This is a genomic window from Sphingobium algorifonticola (genome assembly GCF_004005485.1).
Classification (GTDB): Bacteria; Pseudomonadota; Alphaproteobacteria; order Sphingomonadales; family Sphingomonadaceae; genus Sphingobium; species Sphingobium algorifonticola.
The window spans coordinates 1-22057 of record NZ_RZUL01000002.1 but is presented as its reverse complement, the minus strand read 5'-3'; the positions used below and the strand labels follow the sequence as shown (position 1 = coordinate 22057).

Annotated in this window: 17 protein-coding genes and 1 tRNA gene; 9 read left to right on the top strand and 9 right to left on the bottom strand. The window is 64.2% G+C overall.

Features of this window, described 5'->3' with window-relative positions:
• Positions 1–3: 3 nt before the first annotated feature.
• From ENE74_RS05170 to ENE74_RS05160, 3 genes are all read right to left on the bottom strand, one after another.
• Entirely contained in the window at positions 4–777 is a 774-nt protein-coding gene (locus ENE74_RS05170) for a DsbA family protein (protein ID WP_127689613.1), read from the bottom strand.
• Positions 774–2147 (bottom strand): M48 family metalloprotease, encoded by a 1374-nt coding sequence (locus ENE74_RS05165; protein WP_127689612.1) that lies wholly within the window; start codon positions 2145–2147, stop codon positions 774–776. The genes ENE74_RS05170 and ENE74_RS05165 overlap by 4 nt, the downstream gene beginning before the upstream one ends.
• 129 nt (positions 2148–2276) lie before the next feature.
• On the bottom strand, positions 2277–5021 hold the full coding sequence (locus ENE74_RS05160; protein ID WP_241241845.1) for an Rne/Rng family ribonuclease: 2745 nt from the start codon (positions 5019–5021) through the stop codon (positions 2277–2279).
• A 515-nt stretch (positions 5022–5536) separates the two neighbouring features.
• Here ENE74_RS05160 and ENE74_RS05155 point away from each other — a divergent pair.
• From ENE74_RS05155 to ENE74_RS05130, 6 genes are all read left to right on the top strand, one after another.
• Positions 5537–6436: an N-acetylmuramoyl-L-alanine amidase family protein gene (locus ENE74_RS05155; protein WP_127689610.1), complete on the top strand. Its 900-nt coding sequence runs from the start codon at positions 5537–5539 to the stop codon at positions 6434–6436.
• Positions 6437–6506: 70 nt separating this feature from the next.
• Positions 6507–9056, top strand: a complete 2550-nt coding sequence (locus ENE74_RS05150; RefSeq protein ID WP_127689609.1) for a penicillin-binding protein 1A — start codon at positions 6507–6509, stop codon at positions 9054–9056.
• A gap of 47 nt (positions 9057–9103) precedes the next feature.
• On the top strand, positions 9104–10231 hold the full coding sequence (gene prfB / locus ENE74_RS05145; RefSeq protein WP_127689608.1) for a peptide chain release factor 2: 1128 nt from the start codon (positions 9104–9106) through the stop codon (positions 10229–10231).
• A complete protein-coding gene (locus ENE74_RS05140; protein ID WP_127689607.1) occupies positions 10231–10941 on the top strand; it encodes a class I SAM-dependent methyltransferase in 711 nt (236 codons plus the stop codon). Before prfB ends, ENE74_RS05140 begins: the two co-directional genes overlap by 1 nt.
• A 74-nt stretch (positions 10942–11015) precedes the next feature.
• Positions 11016–12161 carry a GNAT family N-acetyltransferase gene (locus ENE74_RS05135; protein ID WP_127689606.1) on the top strand — a complete coding sequence of 382 codons (1146 nt, stop codon included), beginning with the start codon at positions 11016–11018 and terminating at the stop codon, positions 12159–12161.
• Positions 12162–12164: 3 nt separating this feature from the next.
• Positions 12165–13043 (top strand): cupin-like domain-containing protein, encoded by an 879-nt coding sequence (locus ENE74_RS05130; RefSeq protein ID WP_127689605.1) that lies wholly within the window; start codon positions 12165–12167, stop codon positions 13041–13043.
• Here ENE74_RS05130 and ENE74_RS05125 read toward each other — a convergent pair.
• Together ENE74_RS05125 and ENE74_RS05120 are read right to left on the bottom strand one after the other, a co-directional pair.
• Positions 13021–14112 carry a GNAT family N-acetyltransferase gene (locus ENE74_RS05125; protein WP_127689604.1) on the bottom strand — a complete coding sequence of 364 codons (1092 nt, stop codon included), beginning with the start codon at positions 14110–14112 and terminating at the stop codon, positions 13021–13023. The two genes, ENE74_RS05130 and ENE74_RS05125, sit on opposite strands and share 23 nt — an antisense overlap.
• Before the next feature lie 48 nt (positions 14113–14160).
• A complete protein-coding gene (locus ENE74_RS05120) occupies positions 14161–14520 on the bottom strand; it encodes an Mpo1-like protein (RefSeq protein ID WP_127689603.1) in 360 nt (119 codons plus the stop codon).
• 157 nt (positions 14521–14677) lie between these two features.
• Here ENE74_RS05120 and ung point away from each other — a divergent pair, with 157 nt between their 5' ends.
• The 3 genes from ung (at position 14678) to ENE74_RS05105 (ending at position 19281) form a co-directional block, all read left to right on the top strand.
• Entirely contained in the window at positions 14678–15400 is a 723-nt protein-coding gene (gene ung / locus ENE74_RS05115) for a uracil-DNA glycosylase (RefSeq protein WP_127689602.1), read from the top strand.
• Between the two features lie 36 nt (positions 15401–15436).
• Positions 15437–16609, top strand: a complete 1173-nt coding sequence (gene purT, locus ENE74_RS05110; protein ID WP_127689601.1) for a formate-dependent phosphoribosylglycinamide formyltransferase — start codon at positions 15437–15439, stop codon at positions 16607–16609.
• 149 nt (positions 16610–16758) lie between these two features.
• Positions 16759–19281 carry a TonB-dependent receptor domain-containing protein gene (locus ENE74_RS05105; protein ID WP_127689600.1) on the top strand — a complete coding sequence of 841 codons (2523 nt, stop codon included), beginning with the start codon at positions 16759–16761 and terminating at the stop codon, positions 19279–19281.
• A 105-nt stretch (positions 19282–19386) separates the two neighbouring features.
• Here ENE74_RS05105 and tnpC read toward each other — a convergent pair whose 3' ends face one another.
• From tnpC to ENE74_RS05085, 4 genes are all read right to left on the bottom strand, one after another.
• The gene (tnpC, locus tag ENE74_RS05100; protein WP_127689599.1) at positions 19387–20919 is read right to left on the bottom strand and encodes an IS66 family transposase; all 1533 of its coding nucleotides are present in this window, start codon (positions 20917–20919) and stop codon (positions 19387–19389) included.
• Between the two features lie 61 nt (positions 20920–20980).
• Complete coding sequence (tnpB, locus tag ENE74_RS05095) at positions 20981–21328, bottom strand: IS66 family insertion sequence element accessory protein TnpB (RefSeq protein ID WP_009824048.1); 348 nt, start codon at positions 21326–21328, stop codon at positions 20981–20983.
• Positions 21325–21684 carry an IS66-like element accessory protein TnpA gene (gene tnpA, locus ENE74_RS05090; protein WP_127689598.1) on the bottom strand — a complete coding sequence of 120 codons (360 nt, stop codon included), beginning with the start codon at positions 21682–21684 and terminating at the stop codon, positions 21325–21327. Before tnpA ends, tnpB begins: the two co-directional genes overlap by 4 nt.
• A 247-nt stretch (positions 21685–21931) precedes the next feature.
• Positions 21932–22008, bottom strand: a tRNA-Met gene (locus tag ENE74_RS05085).
• Between the last annotated feature and the right edge of the window lie 49 nt (positions 22009–22057).

The following is a 22057-nucleotide window of genomic DNA, read 5'->3' as shown; positions in this document are numbered from 1 at the left end:
CCCTTATTTTCCCCGCGCGGCGGCGATCGCGGATTTAAGCGCGTCGAAACCGACAGCGCCGTTCAGCACCTGATCGCCGACGACGAAGGTGGGGGTGCCGGTCGCCTGCAAGGTCTGGGCGAGGCTGATGTTGCGATCGACTTCGGCGCCGTATTTCTCCGACACCATGGCCGCCTCGGCAGCCTTGCGGTCGATCCCAACCTGTGCAGCGGCGGCGAAGATGCTGTCCCGCGTCACCTTGCCCGCGTCATAAAGGGCCCGGTGAAAGCGCATATACTGCCCTTTTTCCGCGGCCAGCAAAGATACCTTCGCCGCGTCTGCGCTCTGGTCGGAGAGGATGGGCAATTCGCGATAGACGATTTTCAGGCCCTTGTCCTCCGCCAGCAACCGCGCCAGTTCCGGCAAGGTCTTGCGGCAATAGCCGCAGGCATAGTCGAAGAACTCGACCAGCACGACATCGCCCTTTGCCGCCCCTTCCCATGCGCCCGCGAAGGGCGTCTCGATACCCGCGCGGTTCTGGTCGATCACCGATCCCAGTCGCTTGGCCTGCAGCCGCTCCATCGCCTGCGGCAGGATTTCCGGATGTTCGAGGATATAGTCGCGCACGATGGCCTCGATCGCCGCACGATCGGTCGTCGCCACCGGTGCGGCAGACCCCGCGCCCTGCATGAAGAACGCCCCAAGCGCCGCAGCCGCGACAAAGGCCATTCCGCCAATCATCATCTGTATCTTTCCATTGCGGATGGCCGCGCCGAAGCGGGCCGGTTGATCGGTCATCGTCTTTTTCTGCCCTGCCCCTCAATGGCGGCGCGGGAAACCATCGCGATATCCTGCGCGCGCAGCCAGTCGGTGGTGCCTTCCTTCAGCCCCTGCATCGCCGCATCGGCGCTGCGCAACGCCAGCGCATCCTGCCCCTGCATCGCATAGCGTTCCGCCGTGGCCAGCGCCGCGCGGGGAATGTCGCCACGCTGCTGATAGACGACGCCGAGTTGATACCAGGCAAAGGGATTTTCCCGATCACGCGCCACCGCGTTGCGGAGCACCCGTTCGGCCTCATCGAAATTGCGGCTGTCCTCACTGGCGATGAGCGCATGGCCGAGCAGCGCGGCGATCAGCGGCTGATTGCCGGACTTTGCGACGGCCGTGCGCAGCGGCGCGATGGCATCGACCGGGCGACCGCTTTCCAGCAGCACCTGCCCTTTCAGCTCCAGAAAATAGGGGTCGTCCGGCTCGGCCGCCAGCAAGGCGTCGACCTCCTGAAGTGCCTTGTCCGGATAGGCGCTCTTGTGCCAGGCGTAGGCGCGCGCATAATGCGCCGGGATCGACTGGTCGCGCTCGGGATAGGTCTGCAAGGTTTGCGCAGGATCGGACACGAACCCGGTGAGCTTTGCCTTCACGCGCGCGAACTTCTGCGTGAGCAGGCTGTCGACCGGTTTCGTCCAGGCGGGGTCTTTTTCGTACACGTCGGTCAGGACCGCAATACGTTCCCCCGAAAGCGGATGCGTCCGCCCGTAGCTGTCGTCCTGCGGGATCGCGAGGCGATATTCCTGATTCTGCAACTTCTTGAAGAACTCAAGGCTCCCGCGACCGCTGATCCCCGCACCGCTCAGATAGCGCGCGCCGGCAAGGTCGGCCGAGCTTTCCTGATTGCGCGAAAATGCAAGATATTTGCCCATCGCCGCCTGCTGCCCCGCAGCCATGATGCCCATTCCCGCTTCGCCGCCGCCCGCCGCGATCGCCGCGGCACCGAGGACGAGGCTGAGCAGCGTGATGCCGGTGGCGGTCTTCATCCCCTCGCTCGACCGGATGATGTGGCCGCCTTCGATATGGCCCAATTCATGCGCGATCACGCCCTGCACCTGGTTGACGTTGTCGGCCGCGGTGATGAGGCCGCTGTGCATCCAGATATACTGGCCGCCTGCAACGAAGGCGTTGATTTCCTTGTCGTTGATCAGCAGCACCTGCACATTGCGCGGATCCATCTTCGCCGCGTTGACGATCGGCGCGGAAATGTCGTTGAACAGCGCCTCGGTCTCCGCATCGCGCAATATCTGCTGCGCGATCGCCGGGCGCACGAGCAGCGCGAAGGACAGCGACAGCGCAACCAGCAGACGTGTGAGCGTGGCAATGGCGGGGGGACAGGCCATGCCCCTGCTATGGGGGAAGTCGGTGCCCGGTTCAATGCCCGGACTGCGCACCATGCGACCGGCATACACAAAGAAAAAGGCCCCGTCCCGACCGGAAAGGGGCCTTTTCCTGCACAATGGGATCGACGATCAGTTGCCGAACGTGCGCTGCCACCAGCCGCGCCGGGGCGACCCGTCGGCCTCGGTCGCACCGTCATCGGCCGTTGCCTGTGCCACGTCCGGCGAAACGGACTGCACTATCGGTTCCAGCGATTGCGGCGCTTCAGCGACCACGTCGGCTGCTTCCGGCTCTTTAGCGGATTCAGCGTTCGATTCGACCGAAGGTTCTACCGCCGCCGCAGCCGCCTTGCGCCGGGTGCGCTTGGGCTTGACTGAGGTCTCCTCGGCTTCCACAGCGGCCGGCGTGGCCACCGCAGGCGCATCGTCCGCAGCATCCGCCTTTTTCTTGCGGGTCCGCTTGGGCTTCGGCGCGTCGGCGATCACCTCCGGCTCTGGCGCAAGGACAGGGGCATCTTCAGCGATCACCGCATCGGCCTTTCGTGCGCGGGGACGACGGCGTGTCTTGGGCGCAACCTCTGCATCGCCAGCCGGTTCGCCTTCTGCGACCGGGGCGGCATCGGCTTCTGCCGGTTCGACGGCCAGATCGGCATTCGCACGCGTCGCGTCTGACGCGTCATCCGCACCAGCCGGACCGTCACCAGCCTGACCCTCTGCACCATCGCCCGTTTCGCCGCGACGACGGCGACCGCCACGGCGACCACGGCGCCCGCGACGGCGCTGCTCGGCCTGCTCCTCGCTGCCTTCGGCGGCGGGCGCTTCGTTGCCCGCATCGGCCTCGGATTCGGCTTCGCTGTCCATTCCATCGGATGCCTCGGCAGCTTCGCCGTTTCCGTCGGAACGCGCTTCGCCTTCTACGCCTTCCTCGTCACGACGCCCGCCGCGACGACGGCGGCGGCGACGGCGACGACGCCCGCCTTCGCCTTCCTCACCCGCCCGTGCCTCGCGCGGTTCCCGAGGCGCGCGCGGCGCGCGATCCTCGGCCTCTTCGGCGTCGGCTTCGGCGTCTTCCAGTTCGTCCTCTTCCTCGATGAAATCATCGTCCTCATCCTCGACGATGGGCGCGAAGGTGACGACGCGATCGGGCTTCGGCCCGGCGGCTTCCACCGACATGCGCGCGCCCTCGACTTCGCCGTCGGGCAGGATCTGGATCGACACGCCATAGCGGTTCTCGATCTCGTCCAGTTCGCGACGCTTGTTGTTGAGGACGTAGAAGGCCGCCTCCTGGCTGGCCCGCAAGGTGATGAAGGTGCCGCGGCCCCGCGCCGCCTCTTCCTCCAGCATGCGCAGCGCGCTGAGACCCGCCGACGATGCCGTGCGGACAAGGCCGGTGCCTTCGCAATGCGGGCATTCGCGCGTCGAGGCTTCAAGGACGCCGGTGCGCAGCCGTTGACGGCTCATTTCCATGAGGCCGAAGCCGGAAATGCGGCCGACCTGGATGCGCGCGCGATCGTCCTTCAACGCTTCCTTCATCGCCTTTTCGACCTTGCGAACATTGCTGTTCACTTCCATGTCGATGAAGTCGATCACGACGAGACCCGCCATATCGCGCAGACGAAGCTGGCGCGCGATTTCCCGCGCCGCTTCCAGATTGGTGGCGACGGCAGTCTGTTCGATCCCATGTTCGCGGGTGGAGCGGCCCGAGTTGATGTCGATCGACACCAGCGCCTCGGTCGGGTTGATGACCAGATAGCCGCCCGATTTCAGCTGGACGACCGGATTGTACATCGCCGCCAGCTGATCCTCGACGCCGAAACGCTGAAACAGCGACACGGTATCGGCATAGGGCTTTACCCGACGCGCGTGGCTGGGCATCAGAAGCTTCATGAAGTCCTTCGCCGCGCGATAGCCTTCCTCGCCCTCGACGATCACTTCCTCGATATCCTTGTTGTAGATATCGCGGATCGCCCGCTTGATGAGGTCGCTATCGTTATGGATGAGCGCCGGGGCCGCGGCTTTCAGCGTGTTTTCCCGGATTTCGTCCCACAGGCGGGCAAGATAGTCGAAATCGCGGCGGATTTCCGGTTTGGTGCGGGCCAGGCCCGCCGTCCGCACGATACAGCCCATGGTGGAGGGCAGCTTCATTTCCGCAATGATCGACTTCAGCCGCTTGCGATCCGCCGCGTTGCTGATCTTCCGGCTGATGCCGCCACCGTGCGAGGTGTTGGGCATGAGGACGCAATAGCGGCCGGCAAGGCTGAGATAGGTGGTGAGCGCCGCGCCCTTGTTGCCGCGTTCTTCCTTGACGACCTGCACCAGCAGCACCTGACGGCGGCGGATGACGTCCTGAATCTTGTAGCGACGACGCAGGGCCATGCGCTTGCGGCGCAGTTCGTCCGCGGCATCGTCACCGCCACCCTTGCGGCGATTGTCGCCGCGGGGTTTCTCGGCACCTTCGTCGCCGACGTCCGCTTCCTCATCGTCATGATGCGCGTCATCGCGCTCGTGCGGCGCATCGATTTCCTCGACATCGCCGGACAAGGCCGCCGCATCATCCTCTTCGGCGCGCAGCGCGGCTTCCTCGGCGGCATGCTCGCGCTCCTCACGCAGCAGAGCCTCACGGTCTTCCTTGGGAATCTGGTAATAATCGGGATGGATTTCCGAAAAGGCGAGAAAGCCGTGGCGATTGCCGCCATAGTCGACAAATGCCGCCTGTAACGAAGGTTCTACCCGTGTAACCTTGGCGAGATAGATATTGCCCTTGAGCTGCTTGTGCTCTGCGGACTCGAAATCAAACTCCTCGATCCGGTTTCCCTTTACGACGGCGACCCGGGTTTCCTCCCGGTGGCGCGCGTCTATCATCATACGCAATGTCATGCATTATACTCCGGGCGTGGGGGCCAGCGGCCGGGGGCCGGGCGGCCACGCCAAATAAGGGGGACGGCCTGGCGATGCGCATGGCGGGTGGCACAGGCCAACCCTGCGCCTGCCGGGGCAGCGTCCGGTTGTGATGGTGGTCATGCGTGTCTGCTGCAACGGCAGGGCCGGTAAAGTGTCCGGGCCGGGCGAGAGCCGCCCACGCCCCAAGGCCCTTGTCGGGCCTGTTCTGGGACGGGGAAAAATGCCTCATGCAGCGTCAACCTGTTGGATCGCCTTCACCATGGGTGGCGATACGTACATGTTCCGGGCGTATGCCGCAGCGTGGCGGACTTCACGGAACGCGAGAGGGGTAGCAGCCAAGCGCCGTTCGAGCAACGGCGCGCCCAACTTTTTTGTTACGGACGCAAGACTTCCCTCCGATCGGGTCTGCGCCCGACATGGTAAACAGATCGTTAAGCCCCTGCGCATTTTAGGCTGGACGCCAGCCCGCAGCCAAGGGCAGAAGCACGGGCATGATCGCTGCCCTGGCCCTTGGCGTCGCGCTGTCGCGCTTGCTGCCCGATGCAGCGGGGTCGGCGGAGATCGCGGCCGCCCGGCAAAGCGCCGGGCCAGTCGCTTGGGCCGCTCGCCCGCCGCGCCGCATGCACAGCATCACCGTGCCGATCCCGCCCGCCGCAAGCGGCATCGCCTTGCCACGCGTCGACGGACCGCGCGACGGTTCACGCCCGCTGGTGGTGATCGATGCGGGCCACGGCGGGCATGATCCGGGGGCGAGCAATCCCGACAATGGCGCGAAGGAAAAGGATCTGACGCTGGCGATCGCCAAGGCGATCCGTGATCGGCTGGTTGCCGGAGGACGCGTACGCGTGGCGCTGACGCGGGAGGATGACCGCTTCCTCGTGCTACAGGAACGCTATGGCATCGCCAGGCGGCTGAGCGCCGACCTTTTCCTGTCGATCCACGCCGACGCCGCCGACAACAGGGACGCCCAGGGGGCCACCATCTACACATTGTCCGAAACCGCGTCGGACCGGGAAGCCGCACGGCTGGCGGCGCGCGAGAACAAGGCAGACATCATCAACGGCGTCAACCTTGGCGGGCAGGATGCGGACATATCCTCGATCCTCATAGACCTGACGCGCCGCGAGACGATGGGCCAGTCGTCCGATTTCGCGCGTGTGCTCCAGCGCGAGGCGGCACCCTTCCTGACGTTCCGCACCGCCGCCCACCGCTTTGCCTCGCTGATCGTGCTCAAGGCCCCCGATACGCCATCGGTTCTTTTCGAGACCGGCTATATCAGCAATGCCCGCGACGCGGCATTCATGGCATCGCGCGCCGGGCGCATAAAAATTGCCGACGGCGTCGCCCGGGGCATTGAAGTCTATTTCGCGCGCAGGCTGGCGACACCCTGAGCCTCATCGGCCGATGCCCGACGCAGGCACACTTGTCCTGCCCCGCTTTGGACCCTAAAGCCTCTGTGCGATGGATGAGGCCGCCCCTACCCCCCCGGATACCGACAATTTCCGCTATCGTCTGCGCAGGGATGCAGGCGGCGCATGGGCGCGCCTGAAGGCAGTCATAAGAGACCGCTGGCATAGCCGCTGGTTCCGCCTAGCCACCTACGCATGTGGCGCGCTGGTCCTCGCGGTCGCGCTGTTCTGGCTGATTTTCGCGCGCGGTCTGCCCGACGCGGCAACCCTGCTGGAATATGAGCCGCCGCTGCCCACCATCGTGCGCGACATCGATGGCAAGCCGATCCACAGCTATGCGCGCGAGCGACGGGTGCAGTTGCAATATGCCGATTATCCGCCGTTGCTGGTCAAGGCCTATCTGGCGGCGGAGGACAAGACGTTCTTTTCGCATCATGGTGTCGATTTCCCCGGCTTTGCGGGCGCGGTGGTCGATTATGTCAGCAAGCTCGGCTCCGGTCAGCGGGCGCGCGGCGGATCGACGATCACGCAGCAGGTCGCCAAGAACCTGCTGATCGGCGACGAATATTCGCCCACGCGCAAAGTGAAGGAAATGATCCTCGCCTGGCGCATGGAAAATGTGCTGACGAAACCGCAGATTCTGGAACTGTACCTCAACCAGATTTTTCTGGGCCGCAACGCTTATGGCGTCCAGGCGGCGGCGCGCGCCTATTTCGACAAGGATGTGGCGCAGCTGGCCTTGCCCGAAATGGCCTATCTCGCCATCCTGCCCAAAGGCCCCGCCAATTACCGCCCCGAAAGCGCAACGGGCCTTGCCCGCGCGATCGAGCGACGCAACTGGGCGCTGGGCGAGATGCGCCGCAACGGCTTCATCGACGACGCGCAGTATCGCACCGCGATCGCGACGCCGCTGGGCACCGTCGCGCAGCGGGGTTCGCCTTATGGCAGCGCGGGTGGCTATTATATCGAGGAAGTGCGCCGCCGCCTGATCCAGAAGTTTGGTGAAAAGGCGCAGGATGGCCCCAACAGCGTCTACGCCGGTGGCCTGTGGGTCCGCACCCCGATGGACCCCGAAATGCAGCGGCTGGCCAGCGCCGCATTGCGCGCGGGGCTGCAACGCTATGATGCGGGCAAGGGCTGGTCCGGTCCGGTCGGCAAGATCAACATCGAAAATGGCTGGCAGCGCGAAATGGCAGTCAGTCCGGTCAGCATCGATTATGAGGGCTGGCAAGTCGCGGCCGTCATAAGCCGCGACAGCAGCGCGGCGCAGATCGGCTTTGGCGGCGGGGAAACGGGCGTGCTGCCTGCCGCTGCCGCGCAAATGCCCTATCGCCGGACCGGCGGCCCGGCGTTCAACGCGCTGAAACCGGGCGACTTGATCGCGGTGATCCGCAACGGCAGCGCCTGGGCCTTGCGCAACGTGCCTGAGGTGTCGGGCGGCATGGTGATCGAGGAAACACGCAGTGGCCGCATCCATGCGATGCAAGGCGGCTTCGACGCGCGCCTTTCGGCCTATAATCGCGCAACACAGGCGCAGCGGCAACCCGGATCCACCATCAAGCCGTTTGTCTATGCCGCCGCGCTGGACAGCGGGATGACCCCCGCCTCGATCATCGTCGACGGGCCGTTCTGCGTCTATCAGGGCGGGCGGCTCGGGCAGAAATGCTTCCGCAACTTCTCCGGCAGCAGCGCCGGGCCGCAGACGATGCGCTGGGGCGTCGAGCAGTCGCGCAACCTGATGACCGTGCGCGCGGCATCGCAGACCGGCATGGATCGGGTCGTGAAAACCATCAAGGCGATGGGCATCGGCGACTATCAGCCCTATCTGGCCTTTGCGCTGGGGGCCGGCGATACGACGGTCGAAAAGATGACCAATGCCTATGCGATGCTGGTCAATCATGGCCGCGCGCTCAGCCCCAGGGTGATCGATTATGTGCAGGACCGGCGCGGCAAGGTGATCTGGCCCGATCGCTGGCGGGCCTGCGCAGGCTGCAACATGCCCAACTGGGACGGCAAGCCGATGCCGCGCTTTGCGCCCGAAGGGCGGCAGGTGATGAACCCGATGACGGCCTATCAGATCGTCCACATCACCGAAGGGGTTATCCAGCGGGGCACCGCGACGGTGCTGCGCGATCTCGACCGACCATTGTTCGGCAAGACCGGCACGACGAACGGCCCGACCAACGTCTGGTTCGTCGGCGGGTCGCCTGATCTCGTGGCCGGTGTCTATCTGGGCTATGACAATCCGCGCAGCCTTGGCGGTTACGCGCAGGGCGGGCGGATCGCGGCGCCAATCTGGAAACAGGCGATGGCGCCGATACTGGCCAAAATGCCGAAAACGCCGTTCATCGCCCCGAACGGCATCCGCATGGTGCGGATCGACCGGCGATCGGGCAAGCGCGTCTATGGTGCGTGGCCGGGCGACGACCCCAAGTCGGCCGTTATCTGGGAAGCGTTCAAGCCCGAATCCGAACCGCGGCGCACCATCCGGAAGGAAGAAGTCGAGGAGCAGGAAAAAGTCGCCGCCGCACGCGCCAATGCCGTGGCCGGGCGGCCAAGGAACGACAGCGACTTCATGCAGGAACAAGGCGGCATATATTGACGGGCACCTGAGTGCCTCCGCCGGAATGACGAAACTGGAGATTGACCATGCGCGCCGAAGCGCAGCAACATATTGATCGTATCGACGCCGCGCTCGATCTTCTGCGGCGCTTTCTGGACTGGGACCGGGCGCTGCGGCGGCTGGACGAGCTGAACGCGCGCGTCGAGGACCCGACCCTGTGGGACGACCCGAAGAAGGCGCAGGAGGTGATGCGCGAGCGCACAAGGCTGGACAGCGCCATCAATGCGACGCGGGCGATTGAAAGTGAGAAGAACGACACTGCCGAGCTGCTGGAAATGGCCGAGGCGGAAGGCGACGAGGGGATGATCGCCGAAGCGATCGGGTCACTGAAAGAGCTTGCCGAACGCGCCGACCAGGACAAGGTCAAGGCGCTACTCGCCGGGGAAGCCGACGGCAACGACACCTATCTCGAAATCCACGCCGGTGCTGGCGGCACGGAAAGCCAGGACTGGGCCGAAATGCTCCAGCGCATGTATGTGCGCTGGGCTGAGCGGCGCGGATACAAGGTCGAGATCGTCGATTATCATGGCGGCGAGCAGGCGGGCATCAAGTCCGCCACCTTGCTCATCAAGGGCGAGAACGCCTATGGCTATGCCAAGACCGAAAGCGGTGTGCATCGCCTTGTCCGCATCAGCCCCTATGACAGCTCCGCGCGGCGACACACGAGCTTTTCCTCGGTCTGGGTCTATCCGGTGATCGACGACAACATCGATATCGAAGTGAACGAAGGCGACCTGAAAATCGACACCTATCGCGCGTCGGGTGCAGGCGGCCAGCACATCAACACCACCGATTCGGCGGTGCGCATCACCCACATCCCGACCGGCATCATCGTTGCCTGCCAGAACCAGCGTAGCCAGCACAAGAACAAGGCGGAAGCCATGAACATGCTGAAGGCGCGGATGTATGAAGCCGAACTGCAACGGCGTGAGGCAGCGGCGAGCGCGGAACATGCATCGAAATCCGACATCGGCTGGGGCCACCAGATCCGGTCCTATGTCCTGCAACCCTATCAGATGGTGAAGGACCTGCGCACCGGCGTCGTTTCCACCGCGCCCGACGATGTGCTCGATGGCGCGCTTGACCCCTATATGGCGGCTGCCCTCAGCCAGAAGGTGACGGGAGAGAAGGTCGTCGTCGAGGATGTCGACTGATGGTCCGGTCCGGCCTGCTCGCTGTTGCAGCGTTGCTTGCCGGATGCGGCGCGGCCGTTGATCCCGATCGCCCGGCGTCGGCCCAGGCCTTTCCCAAGGCCGACCGCCCGGTCGCACCGATCGTATCGACACGCTGGTCGACCGAGGAGGCCCGCGACCGGGTCAACGAAGCGGAAGGCATCATGGACCTCGCCGGGATACGGCCCGGCATGACCGTGGCGGACATCGGCGCGGGCGAAGGCTATTACACCGTGCGCCTCGCCAAACGGGTGGGGCCGGAAGGCCGCGTGCTGGCGCAAGACATATTGGCGGAGGTGATCGACGCGCTGGGCCGCCGCGTGACGCGGGAAGACTGGAAGAATGTAAGCCTGAAACTGGGCACCGTCGATGATCCCAAGCTGCCGGCCAACAGTTTCGACCGGGTGCTGATGGTGCATATGTATCACGAGATCAGCGAGCCTTATGCGTTTCTGTGGAATCTGCACCCGGCGTTGAAAAAGGACGGCGAAGTTATCGTGGTCGACGCCAACCGGCCGACCGAACAGCACGGGACACCGCCGCGCCTGCTGGCCTGCGAGTTCGCAGCGGTGGGATATCGGCTGGAACAGGTGATCGCGCGCCCGAGCGCGGGAGGCTATCTGGCGCGTTTTCGCAAGATCGCCGCCCGCCCCCGCCCCGACAGCATCGTGCCCTGCGCGCTGCGCGACTGAGCATCGGCGATGCAGGCGCTACAAGGCGCAGGCGCTTAGCCATTCCCTAATCATTTGGCGTTAGGCGCAGGGGCATGGACATGGCGCCCAATCCCGCCCTCAAGCCCGGCATGGGGCATCCGTTGCAGCCCCCCGATGGTCTGTCGCCCGATGCCCGCTGGGCCACGCTGGCCGAGGCGGCGGCCGAACCCAATGCCTTCTATGCGCCCGACATGCTCCGCGCGGCCATCGACCATCTGCGCGGCAATGCCGACGTGCGGATCCTGGAAGCCTTTGACGGGCCGTACCTCATCGGCCTGATGCCGGTGACGGCGATGCGCGCGCATGGCCGTTTGCCGGTCGCCAACATCGCCAACTGGATGCACGACCAATGCTTTTTCGGCGCACCCATTGTGGCGCGGGGGCGTGAGCGCGCGGCTTGGACAGCGTTCCTCGCACAGCTCGACCAGGCCGACTGGGCGCCGGGATTTCTGCACATGCGCGGCCTTGACGCGGCCGGTGCGAATGCCGCCGCGCTGGAAGCGGTCTGTGCCGCACAGCGTCGTCCGGTTCGTGAAATCGGGCGCTACGACCGGGCGCTGCTGCGATCCGATCTGTCGGCCGAAGCCTATTGGGAAGCCAATGTACGTGCCAAGACGCGCAAGGAAATCCGCCGATTGCAGAACCGACTGGCGGACATGGGGCGAATCGAAAGCCACATTCTGACGGATGCGGCCACCCTGCCACGCTGGTGCGGGGATTTCCTGACGCTGGAGGCTTCGGGGTGGAAAGGTCGTGCGGGCACCGCCTTGTCCTGCGCGCCGCATACTGCCGCATTCTTTCGCGCGGCGACCGCGGCAGCGATGGCGGCGGGGCGCTTGCAGTTCCTCCGCATCGACCTCGACGGCAAGGCGATCGCCATGCTTGTCAATTTCCGCCACGGCGAGGGTGCCTTTTCCTTCAAGATCGCGATCGACGAGACGCTGGGGCGGTTTTCCCCCGGTGTGCTGATCGAAATCGACAATCTGCGCGCGGTCCTGGGCGACCCCGGCATTGCGTGGATGGACAGCTGTGCGGCCCCCGATCATCCGATGATCGACAGCCTGTGGGGCGAACGGCGCAGCATCGTGCAATATCGCATCGCATTGCGCGGCGCAGGTTATGCGAAGATGCGCCGATCCGCCACATTCGCCGCAGCCAATCTGGTCGAGGGCCTAGCGGCCCGTCTGAAGGAACGATGATCCATGTCGCTGCATGATCCCATTGATCCCGGTGTGGCCAGCGCGCCGCGTGCCTTTCCAGAATCGGCGCGTGTAGCGTTCGGCGCGGCTTATCCCGATGCCGCGACGAAACTGCACCACGAACTGGCGGGTCATCCGCTGTTTTCCCGCGAGGCGCTGGCCCAGCTGGCAGAGCGGATGCCGGCCGATCGCGTCGAATATAATCCGGGCAAGCTGCCGCTCGGTATCCGCCCGGAGGATGTGCCGACCAACGGCCTGACATTGGGCGAGACCGTCCGCACCATCGACAGCAATGGAAGCTGGGTGGTCATGAAGAATGTCGAGCGCGATCCCGCCTATGCGGCGATGCTGGATGCCGCACTGGCGGAGCTTGCGCCGATCGTCGCGCGCCGGACCGGACCGATGCTGCACCGGGAAGCGTTCATCTTCCTGTCCTCCCCCGAAAGCGTGACACCGTTCCACATGGACCCGGAACATAACATCCTGCTCCAGATCGAAGGGGAAAAGACAATGACCGTCTTTCCCGCAGGCGACGACGCACTGGTGCCGTCGCAACAGAGCGAAGCGTTCCACGCGGGGGCGCATCGCAATCTTGCGTGGGACGAAGCGTTCCGCGGCCGGGGAAAAGCCGTAGTCCTGCATGCGGGCGACGCGATCCATGTGCCCGTCAAGGCACCCCATTTCGTGCACAACGGCGCTGCCGTCTCCATCAGCTTCTCGATCACCTGGCGGTCGCGGCGCAGCATCGCGGAGGGGGAGTTGCATAGTCTGAACGCCATGCTGCGCCGCCGCAGACTGCCGCAATGGCCGGTCACCCGCCGCCCCGAAAGCCAGCGCGGCGCGCGGCTCCTCTACCGCATCATGCGGAAGCTGGGCGCCTGAGCACGGTTCTTAGCAAGGCTTCGGCTTCGAGACGCGGCGAGAAGCGTTCGAGGTTCCACCATTCAAGCGTCTCGTGCCCGGTGGCGAGGCTTTGCTTATAGCGATCTTTCCCGGCCAGCAGCGAATAGACCGACAGGCCGGCATCGGCATAGCGCGCGACCGCAGCGGCATGGCACATCAGGCCCGGCTTGGTCTTGGGGGAGATCGGCGCGGTGAAGGCCGACTGATAGTTCATGGCCCTGTCCGCATGGCGGAAATTGAGGAGATAGCCGAGCAGCGTGTCGCCGATCGCGATGCGCAGCAGCTCGACTTGGCCCGTTGTCAGCCCCCGCTGCACGAGCGCCTGGGCAAAGGCCCGAAACAGCGGATCATCCCATGCATTGTCAACATGCCGCCCGACATTGAGTGCCGCCATTTCGGCAAGCCACGCGCTGGCCGTCGCGCCATCGGGGGCAACCTCGATGGCCGCCTGACCGGCGCCATGATCCTTGAACGATCGCTTGATCTGGCTGCGCGTATTGGCACTGAGCAACGAGAGATAATCGCCACCTGCCGCCCGAACAGCCGCCAGGTCGATGAAATAGGCAGGCGATTCGTCGATCCGCACCCGGCGGCGCAGGCGAGGCGCGCCGGGCAGAGGGCCGAGCAAAGGACTGTCCGGCGCGACCCCGGCGAGGCGCAGCACCCGCCAGTCGTTCCGCGCGAGGCACGCGTGCATCGCGCAGGCGGCAACATCCTCCGGCGCATCGGCGGCGGTGAGCAGGCCATTATACTCGATAAAGCCGCGATCCTGCGCGGCGACGCCCGCCTGGTTGAGCGAGAGCGACGCGACCGCGCCGAGCGGCCGTGACATCATCGCGCGGCCCATGAGCGCAAGCGCGACATCGGCCCCGTCCGCCGTGATGGCGAGCAGTTCGGGCCGCGCGCCGCTGGTCGACAGCCAGCTTTCCATCCATGTCCATCCCAGAAAGATGCTGGTCCCCGGTGCGCTGCGGGCCTCAAGCGCCTGCCAGCGTTGGCCGAGCGACGCCAGATCGGGAAGGGCAGAGAAGGTGGCGGCAAGAGGCATCGCCCCCCTTGTCCAGAGGCAGGCGCGAGCGTCAAGGAAATAGCGCCGCTACAGCCGCCGGGCCGGGTCTACCGTACCGTCGGGCCTGACGCCTGCCAAAGCGAGGTCGCCATCAATGTGCCCGGTCAGGAAGCGAAACCACATCACCCAGTCGGCAGCGAGCGACCAGAGCGGATAACGGAAGGTGGCCGGGCGATTGCGCTCCACCAGAAAATGCGCGGCCCATGCAAAACCATAGCCTGCGACGGGCAAAAGCGCGAGCGGCCAGAGCCAGTGGCGAAACAGGGCAGTAAGGACAAGCAGCAACGCAAGGCTGGTCCCCGCATAATGAAGCGCACGCGTCGCCGGGCGCGCATGTTCCTGCAGGTAAAATGGCCAGAAATCCCGAAATGTCGGGAAATGTCGCATGACGCCCCGTCCTTCCTCTCCACCACAGAGGATATCGTGAAAGCTGATCCAGGATAAGAGTCTTGCGACCAACGGTTGGTCGTCATCCACAAATGACAGCCAGTGCATTGACTTGCCTGCTACCGGACCCACAGTTGCACCGCGCAAGGAGACGACCATGGCACAGGATGTGAAACTGCACGAGAGCTGGAAGCAGCCTTTGGCCGACACTTTCGCGATGCCGTTCATGCAGACGCTGCGCGCATTTCTTGTGGCGGAAAAGGCCGCTGGCAAAGTCATTTTTCCGAAGGGAAGCCAGTATTTCCGTGCGCTCGACCTGACACCGCTGGACGCCGTGCGGGTGGTGATATTGGGCCAAGACCCCTATCACGGGCCTGGCCAGGCGCATGGTCTGGCGTTCAGCGTATTGCCGGGCGTCCGCACCCCGCCATCGCTCGTCAATATTTTCAAGGAATTGCAGAGCGATCTGGGTGTCGCCCCGGCTCGCCATGGCTTTCTGGATCATTGGGCGCGGCAGGGTGTGCTGCTGCTCAACAGCGTGCTGACCGTCGAGCAGGCGCAGGCCGCTTCGCATCAGGGCAAGGGCTGGGAACAGTTTACAGACGCTGTAATCCGACTGGTCAACGCACGGCCTGATCCGGTCGTCTTTCTTCTGTGGGGCGCCTATGCGCAGCGCAAGGCGGCTTTTGTGGACAGCGTCGAGCGCGGCGGACGCCACCTCGTCATCAAATCCGCGCATCCCTCGCCACTTTCGGCGCATAATGGCTTTCTGGGCAGCCGCCCCTTTTCGCGGACCAACGCCTTTCTGGAAGCGCATGGCCACGCGCCGATCGACTGGTCGCTGCCACCGGTGGTTGAGGCTGACCGGCCAGGCGTATAACGCAGCAGTCCGGTCGGCATTTGAGGAGCATAATTCATGGCACCTGTTGCAAAGCTGCTGCTGCTCGGTTCGGGCGAGTTGGGCAAGGAGTTCACTATATCGGCCAAGCGGCTGGGCTGTCATGTCGTGGCGTGCGACGCCTATGACGATGCGCCGGCCATGCAGGTTGCGGACGCGCGTGAAGTCTTTTCCATGCTCGATGCCGACGCCCTGCGCGCGACGATCCTGAAGCATCGCCCCGATTTCATCGTGCCGGAAGTCGAGGCGATCCGTACCGAAGTGTTGCAGGACGCCGAAGCCGACGGCTTCACGGTCGTACCATCGGCGCGGGCCACCGCGATGACGATGAACCGGGACCGTATCCGCGATCTGGTCGCAGTTGACCTGGGCCTACGCACCGCGCGCTATCGCTATGCCGAAAGCTGGGAAGCGATGCTGGAGGGTGCCGCGCATACCGGCTTCCCCTGCGTGGTAAAGCCCGTGATGTCGTCGTCCGGCAAGGGACAGAGCACTGTGCAGGACGCGGACGGGCTGAAAGCCGCGTGGGATTATGCCGTGGCGAACATGCGCGGCGACCGACGCAAGGTGATCGTCGAGGAGTATATCGCCTTCGACTATGAAATTACCCTGCTGACGGTGCGGACGCGACAGGGCGTATTCTTCTGCCCGCCGGTCGGGCACCGGCAAGCACGCGGGGACTATCAGGAAAGCTGGCAACCCGCGCCGATGACCGACGCCATTCTGGCGGAAGCACAGACCATGGCGACAAAAGTGGTGGACGATCTGGGCGGCTATGGGCTGTTCGGCATCGAGTTTTTCGTGACGCGCGACGAAGTGATCTTTTCCGAGTTGTCGCCACGCCCGCACGACACCGGCATGGTCACGCTGATGTCACAGAACCTGACGGAGTTCGATCTGCACATCCGGGCGATACTGGGCCTGCCGATCGGCGATATCACCCTCCATGGGCCGACCGCATCCGCGGTCATACTGGCGGATCGCGACGCCGATGCCTTTCACATCGGCGGGCTTGCCGGTGCGCTGGCGCTGGGCGAGCCAGGGCGGGATGTCGATGTCCGCCTGTTCGGCAAGCCTGTTACGCGGGTGAACCGCCGCATGGGTTTGGCCCTTGCCCGCGGCGCCACAACGGATGAAGCGCGCGCGCTGGCGGCCGCGGTCACGGAACGGATCATTCTGCACTACCCCTGAAGGTGGGGAACCATCCGATAAACATTTGAAACGAAACGCGCGTACGGATTTCTGCAAACGTTTACATTAATCTTCTTGCAATCGTTTGCATGATGCGATAGCCGATGGGCTGTACCGTACCGAGATGCGGCATTGTGGAGGAGAGTGAAATGACCAAAGCCTGGCGTACCGCAGCCCTGACCACCGTCGCTGCTACCGCAATTTCCTGCCATGCGTTCGCGCAGGAGGCACCCCCGGCCCCCGAAGCCGTCCAAACCGAAGCAGCCACCGCCGGTGATGACGCGCTTGGCCTTGGCGATATCGTCGTTACCGCAACCCGGCGCGGACAGACACGGCTCGACACCAGCGTATCGGTCAGCAATCTGGATGCCGCAGCGGCGCTCGCGAATGCCCCGCGGTCAACCGCGGAACTGCTGCGCAGCATTCCGGGTGTGCGCGCCGAAAGCTCGGGCGGGGAAGGCAATGCCAATATTGCGGTGCGCGGGCTGCCGATTTCCTCTGGCGGCGCCAAGTTTCTGCAACTGTGGGAAGACGGCTTGCCGGTGCTGGAATATGGCGACATCGCCTTTGGCAATGCCGACATCTTTCTACGCGCCGACTATAATATCGATACGATTGAAAGCATTCGTGGCGGCTCGGCATCGACGCTCGCCAGCAACTCGCCGGGCGGCGTCATCAACTTCATCAGCAAGACTGGTGCCCGGCCTGGCGGCGCAATCGCCTTTACCAAGGGTCTCGATTTCGGGCTGAACCGGTTCGACGGCGACTACGGCCATGATTTCGGCGCTGGCTGGACCGCGCATGTCGGCGGCTTCTACCGCTGGGGCGAAGGCGCGCGGCGCACGGGCTTTACTGCCGAAAAGGGCGGGCAGGTCCGCGCCAACATCACCAAGACATTCGACGGCGGCTATATCCGCGCCAACTTCAAATATCTCAACGACAAGGCGATATCCTATCTGCCGATGCCGTTGCAGGTGACCGGCAGCAATGGCGACCCGGATTATGCCTCCATCGCCGACTTCGACATCAAGCAGGATACGCCGCACAGCCCCTTCACCCGCGCGATCGCATCGCTGACCACCGACAATCGTCGTTCCGAAGACGATGTGGGCAACGGGATGAACCCGACGGTCAAGCAGTTCGGCCTTGAAGGCAGCTATGAGTTTGCCGACGGCTGGGTGATCGAAAACCGTTTCAAGATTGCCGATGTCGGCGGCGAGTTTATTTCGCTGTTCCCCTCCAGCGTCATCAGCGCGCAGGCGGCCGCCAATCAGGTGGGTGCCTATATCAACACGGGCAGCCTGACGCCGACCGGTGCAGTCTACAACCTGCGTTTTGCGACCGGCCCCAATGCGGGGCAAGTCGTCAATCCCGCGACGTTGAACGGCAATGGCCTGGCGATGCAGACCAATACATTCAATACCAAGCTCGACAGCCTCGACAACTGGATGAACAACCTCAAACTGTCCAAGACCTTCGACGTCGGCACCGGATCGATCAGCGCCACGGCCGGCTATTATCACAGCTATCAGGAAGTCGGCACGACCTGGACCTGGGCCAGCTATCTCCAGGATGTGCGTGGCGACGGCCAGTCAGCATTCCTCGATGTCTATGACGCGACCGGGAACAAGCTGACGCAGGGCGGCCAATGGGCCTATGGCGTGCCGACCTTCGGCAATTGCTGCACGCGCACATCCTATACCGAAACCAACACCGACGCCTTCTTCGGATCGCTGGTCGCCAATTTCGACGCGCTGAATGTCGACCTCAGCGTACGGCGCGACGAAGGTTCGACGAAAGGCTATTATATCGGCAGCACGCTGCGCCAGAATGTCGATGTCGACGGGAACGGCACGATTTCGCCGATCGAGCGGCGCGTCAACACCTTCGATCCCGCCACGCGCCGCGTCATCGACTTTGATTATGGCTACTGGTCCTATTCGGCAGGCCTCAACTATCTGGTGACCCCCGACACGGCCCTGTTCGCCCGCTACAGCAAGGGCGCGCGCGCCAACAACGATCGTCTACTTATCGACCGCATCCGGCCCGACGGCTCGGCACGGCCGGGCGACATCGTCAATCCGGTGAAACAGGCGGAAGCCGGGATCAAATATCGGGGGCGCGGCTTCGGCATCTTCCTCACGGGCTTCTACGCCCGCACCAGCGAGTTGCTGGCGGACGATCGCGCCGGGCAGTTCGTGACCAACCGTGTCTATGAATCGAAGGGGGTCGAGCTGGAGGGCAGCTTCCGGTCCGGCGGCTTCTCGCTTAACGCCACGGCCACGCTTACCGATGCAAACATCAAGCGGGACGAGCAGGCCCCGGCGCTGAACGGGAACCGGCCGCAGCGGCAGGCGACCTTCATTTATGCGGTGTCGCCGCGATACACGCTGGACCGGTTCACGATCGGTGCCAATGTCGTGGGTACGACCAAGAGCTTTTCGACCAACACCAACGATCTCGTGATGCCCGCCTATACGGTGGTCAACGGCTTCGTCGAAGCGCGGATACTGCCGACGCTGACGCTTTCCGTGAATGCGAACAACATCTTCAACGCTTTCGGTCTGACGGAAGCGGAGGAAGGCAGCATCACCAGCGGCATCACCAACTTCGTCCGGGCCCGCGCGATCAACGGTCGGACGGTCAGCGCGACAGCAAAGCTGGAATTCTGAAGACGGCGGGTGAAGTGGGCGAAAAGATTTGCGCTCCCTTCACCCGTCATGAGGCATTGCGCGAAGCCGTGCCGCCGTTTCATCGTAAGCGTGGCCTGAGTACCGTTATGCGGCTTGAGCGACGTGCTGCTGGGTTGGCTGCCAGTTCCAGGGCATGAGCTCGTCCCAGCGAGAAGCGGGCCAGTCGCCAGCGATCTTCTCGATGACATCGGCGATGTAGGCCTGCGGTTCGATGCCGTTGAGCTTGGCGGTCTCGATGACGGAATAGATGGCGGCAGCCCGTTCGCCGCCAGCCTTCGATCCGGCAAAGATCCAGTTCTTGCGGCCGATCGCCACGGGGCGGATCGCACGCTCGGCGATGTTGTTGTCGATCTCGGCAACGCCCTCGTCGATGTAGCGGGTGAGCGCATCCCAGCGCTTGCGGCCATAGCTGAGCGCCTTGGCCATGTTGGACTTGGGCGACAGGCGGCGCAGCGCATCGTCGATGATTGAGCGTAACTCGTTCACCTGAGGCCTGCTTCTGTCCTGCCGATGCCGGCGGCGCTGGTCGGGCGGCTGCCCGCGTATCTCTTCCTCGATCCGGTAGAGAGCGGCGATCCGATCCAGCAGGTTGCTCGTCAACGGCGTCGGGCTGGTGGCATGGTTCTCGAATATCTTGCGCCGGAAATGCGCCCAGCAGGCGACCTCCCGAATGCGGTTGCCCCTGTAGAGCTTGTCGAAGCCTGCATAGGCATCAGCCTGTAGCAGCCCGGTAAAGTCCTTGAGCTCGCTTTGCGGGTGGACGCCGCTGCGGTCAGGGGTGAAGCGATACCAGGCCAGCGCGGGCGTGGATGCGCCAGCGGCACGATCATCGACGACATAGGCCCAGAGCCTTGCCTGCACCGTCTTGCCCTTACCGGGCATCAGCATCGGCACGGGCGTGTCATCGACATGGATCTTGCCGGCCTTGATCCCTTCTTCCCGGATGCGACTGACGATCGGGTCGAGCAGATGTGCGGCCTGTGCTGCCCAGCCTGCCAGCGTCGATCGGTCTATATCGAGGCCCTGTGCCGCCATCATCTCGGCCTGGCGATAGAGGGGGAGATGATGATCGAACTTGGCGACGATGACATGGGCGAGTGTGGCGAAGCTGGCCTTGCCCCGGGCAATCGCCTTTACGGGTGCCGGGGCTTGCACGATCTGCTCGCAGGATCGGCAGCTATATTTAGGACGGACAGTGCGGATGACGCGCCATTGCACCGGCGCGACATCGAGCATCTCGTCGCTGTCTTGCCCGAGCGGACGCAGGGCGCCTCCGCAGGAAGGACAGGTGCAGGTGCCTGCTTCCGGCTCAATCCGGCGTTCGGCCCGCGGCAGATGCGCCGGCAAGGCACGGACCGGCGCCGGTCGCTCCTTCTGATCCGCCTGGACCTTGCGGATGTCGGTAAGCTCGGCTTCGCCTTCCAACTCCTCAAGGGTGAGTTCGAGTTGTTCGATCTGGAGGGACAGCTTCTCCGAAGACTGACCAAAGGTGAGCCGCTGGAGCTGGGCCAGTTGGAAACGCAAGGTATCGATCAGCGTGTCGCGGGCCGCCAGAGCTGCCTCCAGCTCGGCAATGCGGGCGTCCTTATCGACGGGGGAAGAGCCTCGATCCGACACCTTGGAATAGTATCAAAGCGGCACCATCGATGCCAGATAAACCCACAGGAATCCGTACTTTTTAGCCCGCCAGCAGCGGCGCGGCTGTCCGCTCCGGGCGTCGCCAGTCAATGCCTTCAAGCAGCATGGAAAGTTGTGCAGAGGTCAGGCCGACCTTGCCCGTCTTCGTCACTGGCCAGACGAACCGGCCACGGTCCATCCGCTTGGAAAACAGGCATAGGCCCTGGCCATCATACCAGAGCAGCTTCACCAGATCGCCACGCTTGCCCCGGAAGGCAAATAGCGCCCCAGAATGTGGACTCTGCTCCAGCACTTGCTGGGCCAGCACTGCCAGGCCGTCAAAGCCCTTGCGCATGTCGGTCGCGCCGCAGGCCAAATAGATCCGGGTGGAAGGTGGCAGCGGTATCATCGCGTGAGAACGGCAATGACCCGTGCCAGGGCCTCGGCATCGACACCGGCGTCCACGGTCAGCTTCACGCCCGAGGGCAGTTCGATCCCGATATGACCGCCGGGCGCCGACAGTGCCGGAACCGGGGTAGAAAGCTCGACCTCCGCGAATGTGGGCAATGCTGCTGGTCTGGCACCGCCAAGCTCACCCGACATCGCCTGCCGCCGCCAAGTGTAGATCGACCCGCTGCCGATCGCGTGTCGCTTGCAGGCGTCCCCAACCGAACCCTCGGGGCCGAAGGCATCGCGAAGGACCGCCAGCTTTTGCTCCACTGTCCAGCGGCGCCGACCTGCAACGACCTCAATCCGAGTGCTCATACGACCGCTCGTATGAGCACTCATATGACTGCTCGCTGGTCCACCTTCGATCTCGCTATCCATCGCCGCCCCCTATCCGAGCGGCAATCAGCCCTTCATCCAGCAACCGCGCAAGGCGGCCTCGGCGCCACGGTTACGTTTCATCGGCGGACATATTGCCATCACCACAAGCAACCGGGGTCCCTCAGCGGGGCACTAGCTCTGAGCGGCAACAATAAGGGGGGTGGCGCACGTGATGTGCTTGAACTGGTTGCGGGAGTAGGATTTGAACCTACGACCTTCAGGTTATGAGCCTGACGAGCTACCGGGCTGCTCCATCCCGCGCCACCAATATTGGTCTCAGGAGGAGACGGAGGGGTAGTCTCCGCAAGCC

Coding starts and splice junctions, on each gene's coding strand:
- ENE74_RS05170 (WP_127689613.1), bottom strand. CDS start 777: ATGACCGATCAACCGGCCCGCTTCGGCGCGGCCATCCGCAATGGAAAG.
- ENE74_RS05165 (WP_127689612.1), bottom strand. CDS start 2,147: ATGGCCTGTCCCCCCGCCATTGCCACGCTCACACGTCTGCTGGTTGCG.
- ENE74_RS05160 (WP_241241845.1), bottom strand. CDS start 5,021: ATGACATTGCGTATGATGATAGACGCGCGCCACCGGGAGGAAACCCGG.
- ENE74_RS05155 (WP_127689610.1), top strand. CDS start 5,537: ATGATCGCTGCCCTGGCCCTTGGCGTCGCGCTGTCGCGCTTGCTGCCC.
- ENE74_RS05150 (WP_127689609.1), top strand. CDS start 6,507: ATGGATGAGGCCGCCCCTACCCCCCCGGATACCGACAATTTCCGCTAT.
- prfB (WP_127689608.1), top strand. CDS start 9,104: ATGCGCGCCGAAGCGCAGCAACATATTGATCGTATCGACGCCGCGCTC.
- ENE74_RS05140 (WP_127689607.1), top strand. CDS start 10,231: ATGGTCCGGTCCGGCCTGCTCGCTGTTGCAGCGTTGCTTGCCGGATGC.
- ENE74_RS05135 (WP_127689606.1), top strand. CDS start 11,016: ATGGACATGGCGCCCAATCCCGCCCTCAAGCCCGGCATGGGGCATCCG.
- ENE74_RS05130 (WP_127689605.1), top strand. CDS start 12,165: ATGTCGCTGCATGATCCCATTGATCCCGGTGTGGCCAGCGCGCCGCGT.
- ENE74_RS05125 (WP_127689604.1), bottom strand. CDS start 14,112: ATGCCTCTTGCCGCCACCTTCTCTGCCCTTCCCGATCTGGCGTCGCTC.
- ENE74_RS05120 (WP_127689603.1), bottom strand. CDS start 14,520: ATGCGACATTTCCCGACATTTCGGGATTTCTGGCCATTTTACCTGCAG.
- ung (WP_127689602.1), top strand. CDS start 14,678: ATGGCACAGGATGTGAAACTGCACGAGAGCTGGAAGCAGCCTTTGGCC.
- purT (WP_127689601.1), top strand. CDS start 15,437: ATGGCACCTGTTGCAAAGCTGCTGCTGCTCGGTTCGGGCGAGTTGGGC.
- ENE74_RS05105 (WP_127689600.1), top strand. CDS start 16,759: ATGACCAAAGCCTGGCGTACCGCAGCCCTGACCACCGTCGCTGCTACC.
- tnpB (WP_009824048.1), bottom strand. CDS start 21,328: ATGATACCGCTGCCACCTTCCACCCGGATCTATTTGGCCTGCGGCGCG.
- tnpA (WP_127689598.1), bottom strand. CDS start 21,684: ATGAGCACTCGGATTGAGGTCGTTGCAGGTCGGCGCCGCTGGACAGTG.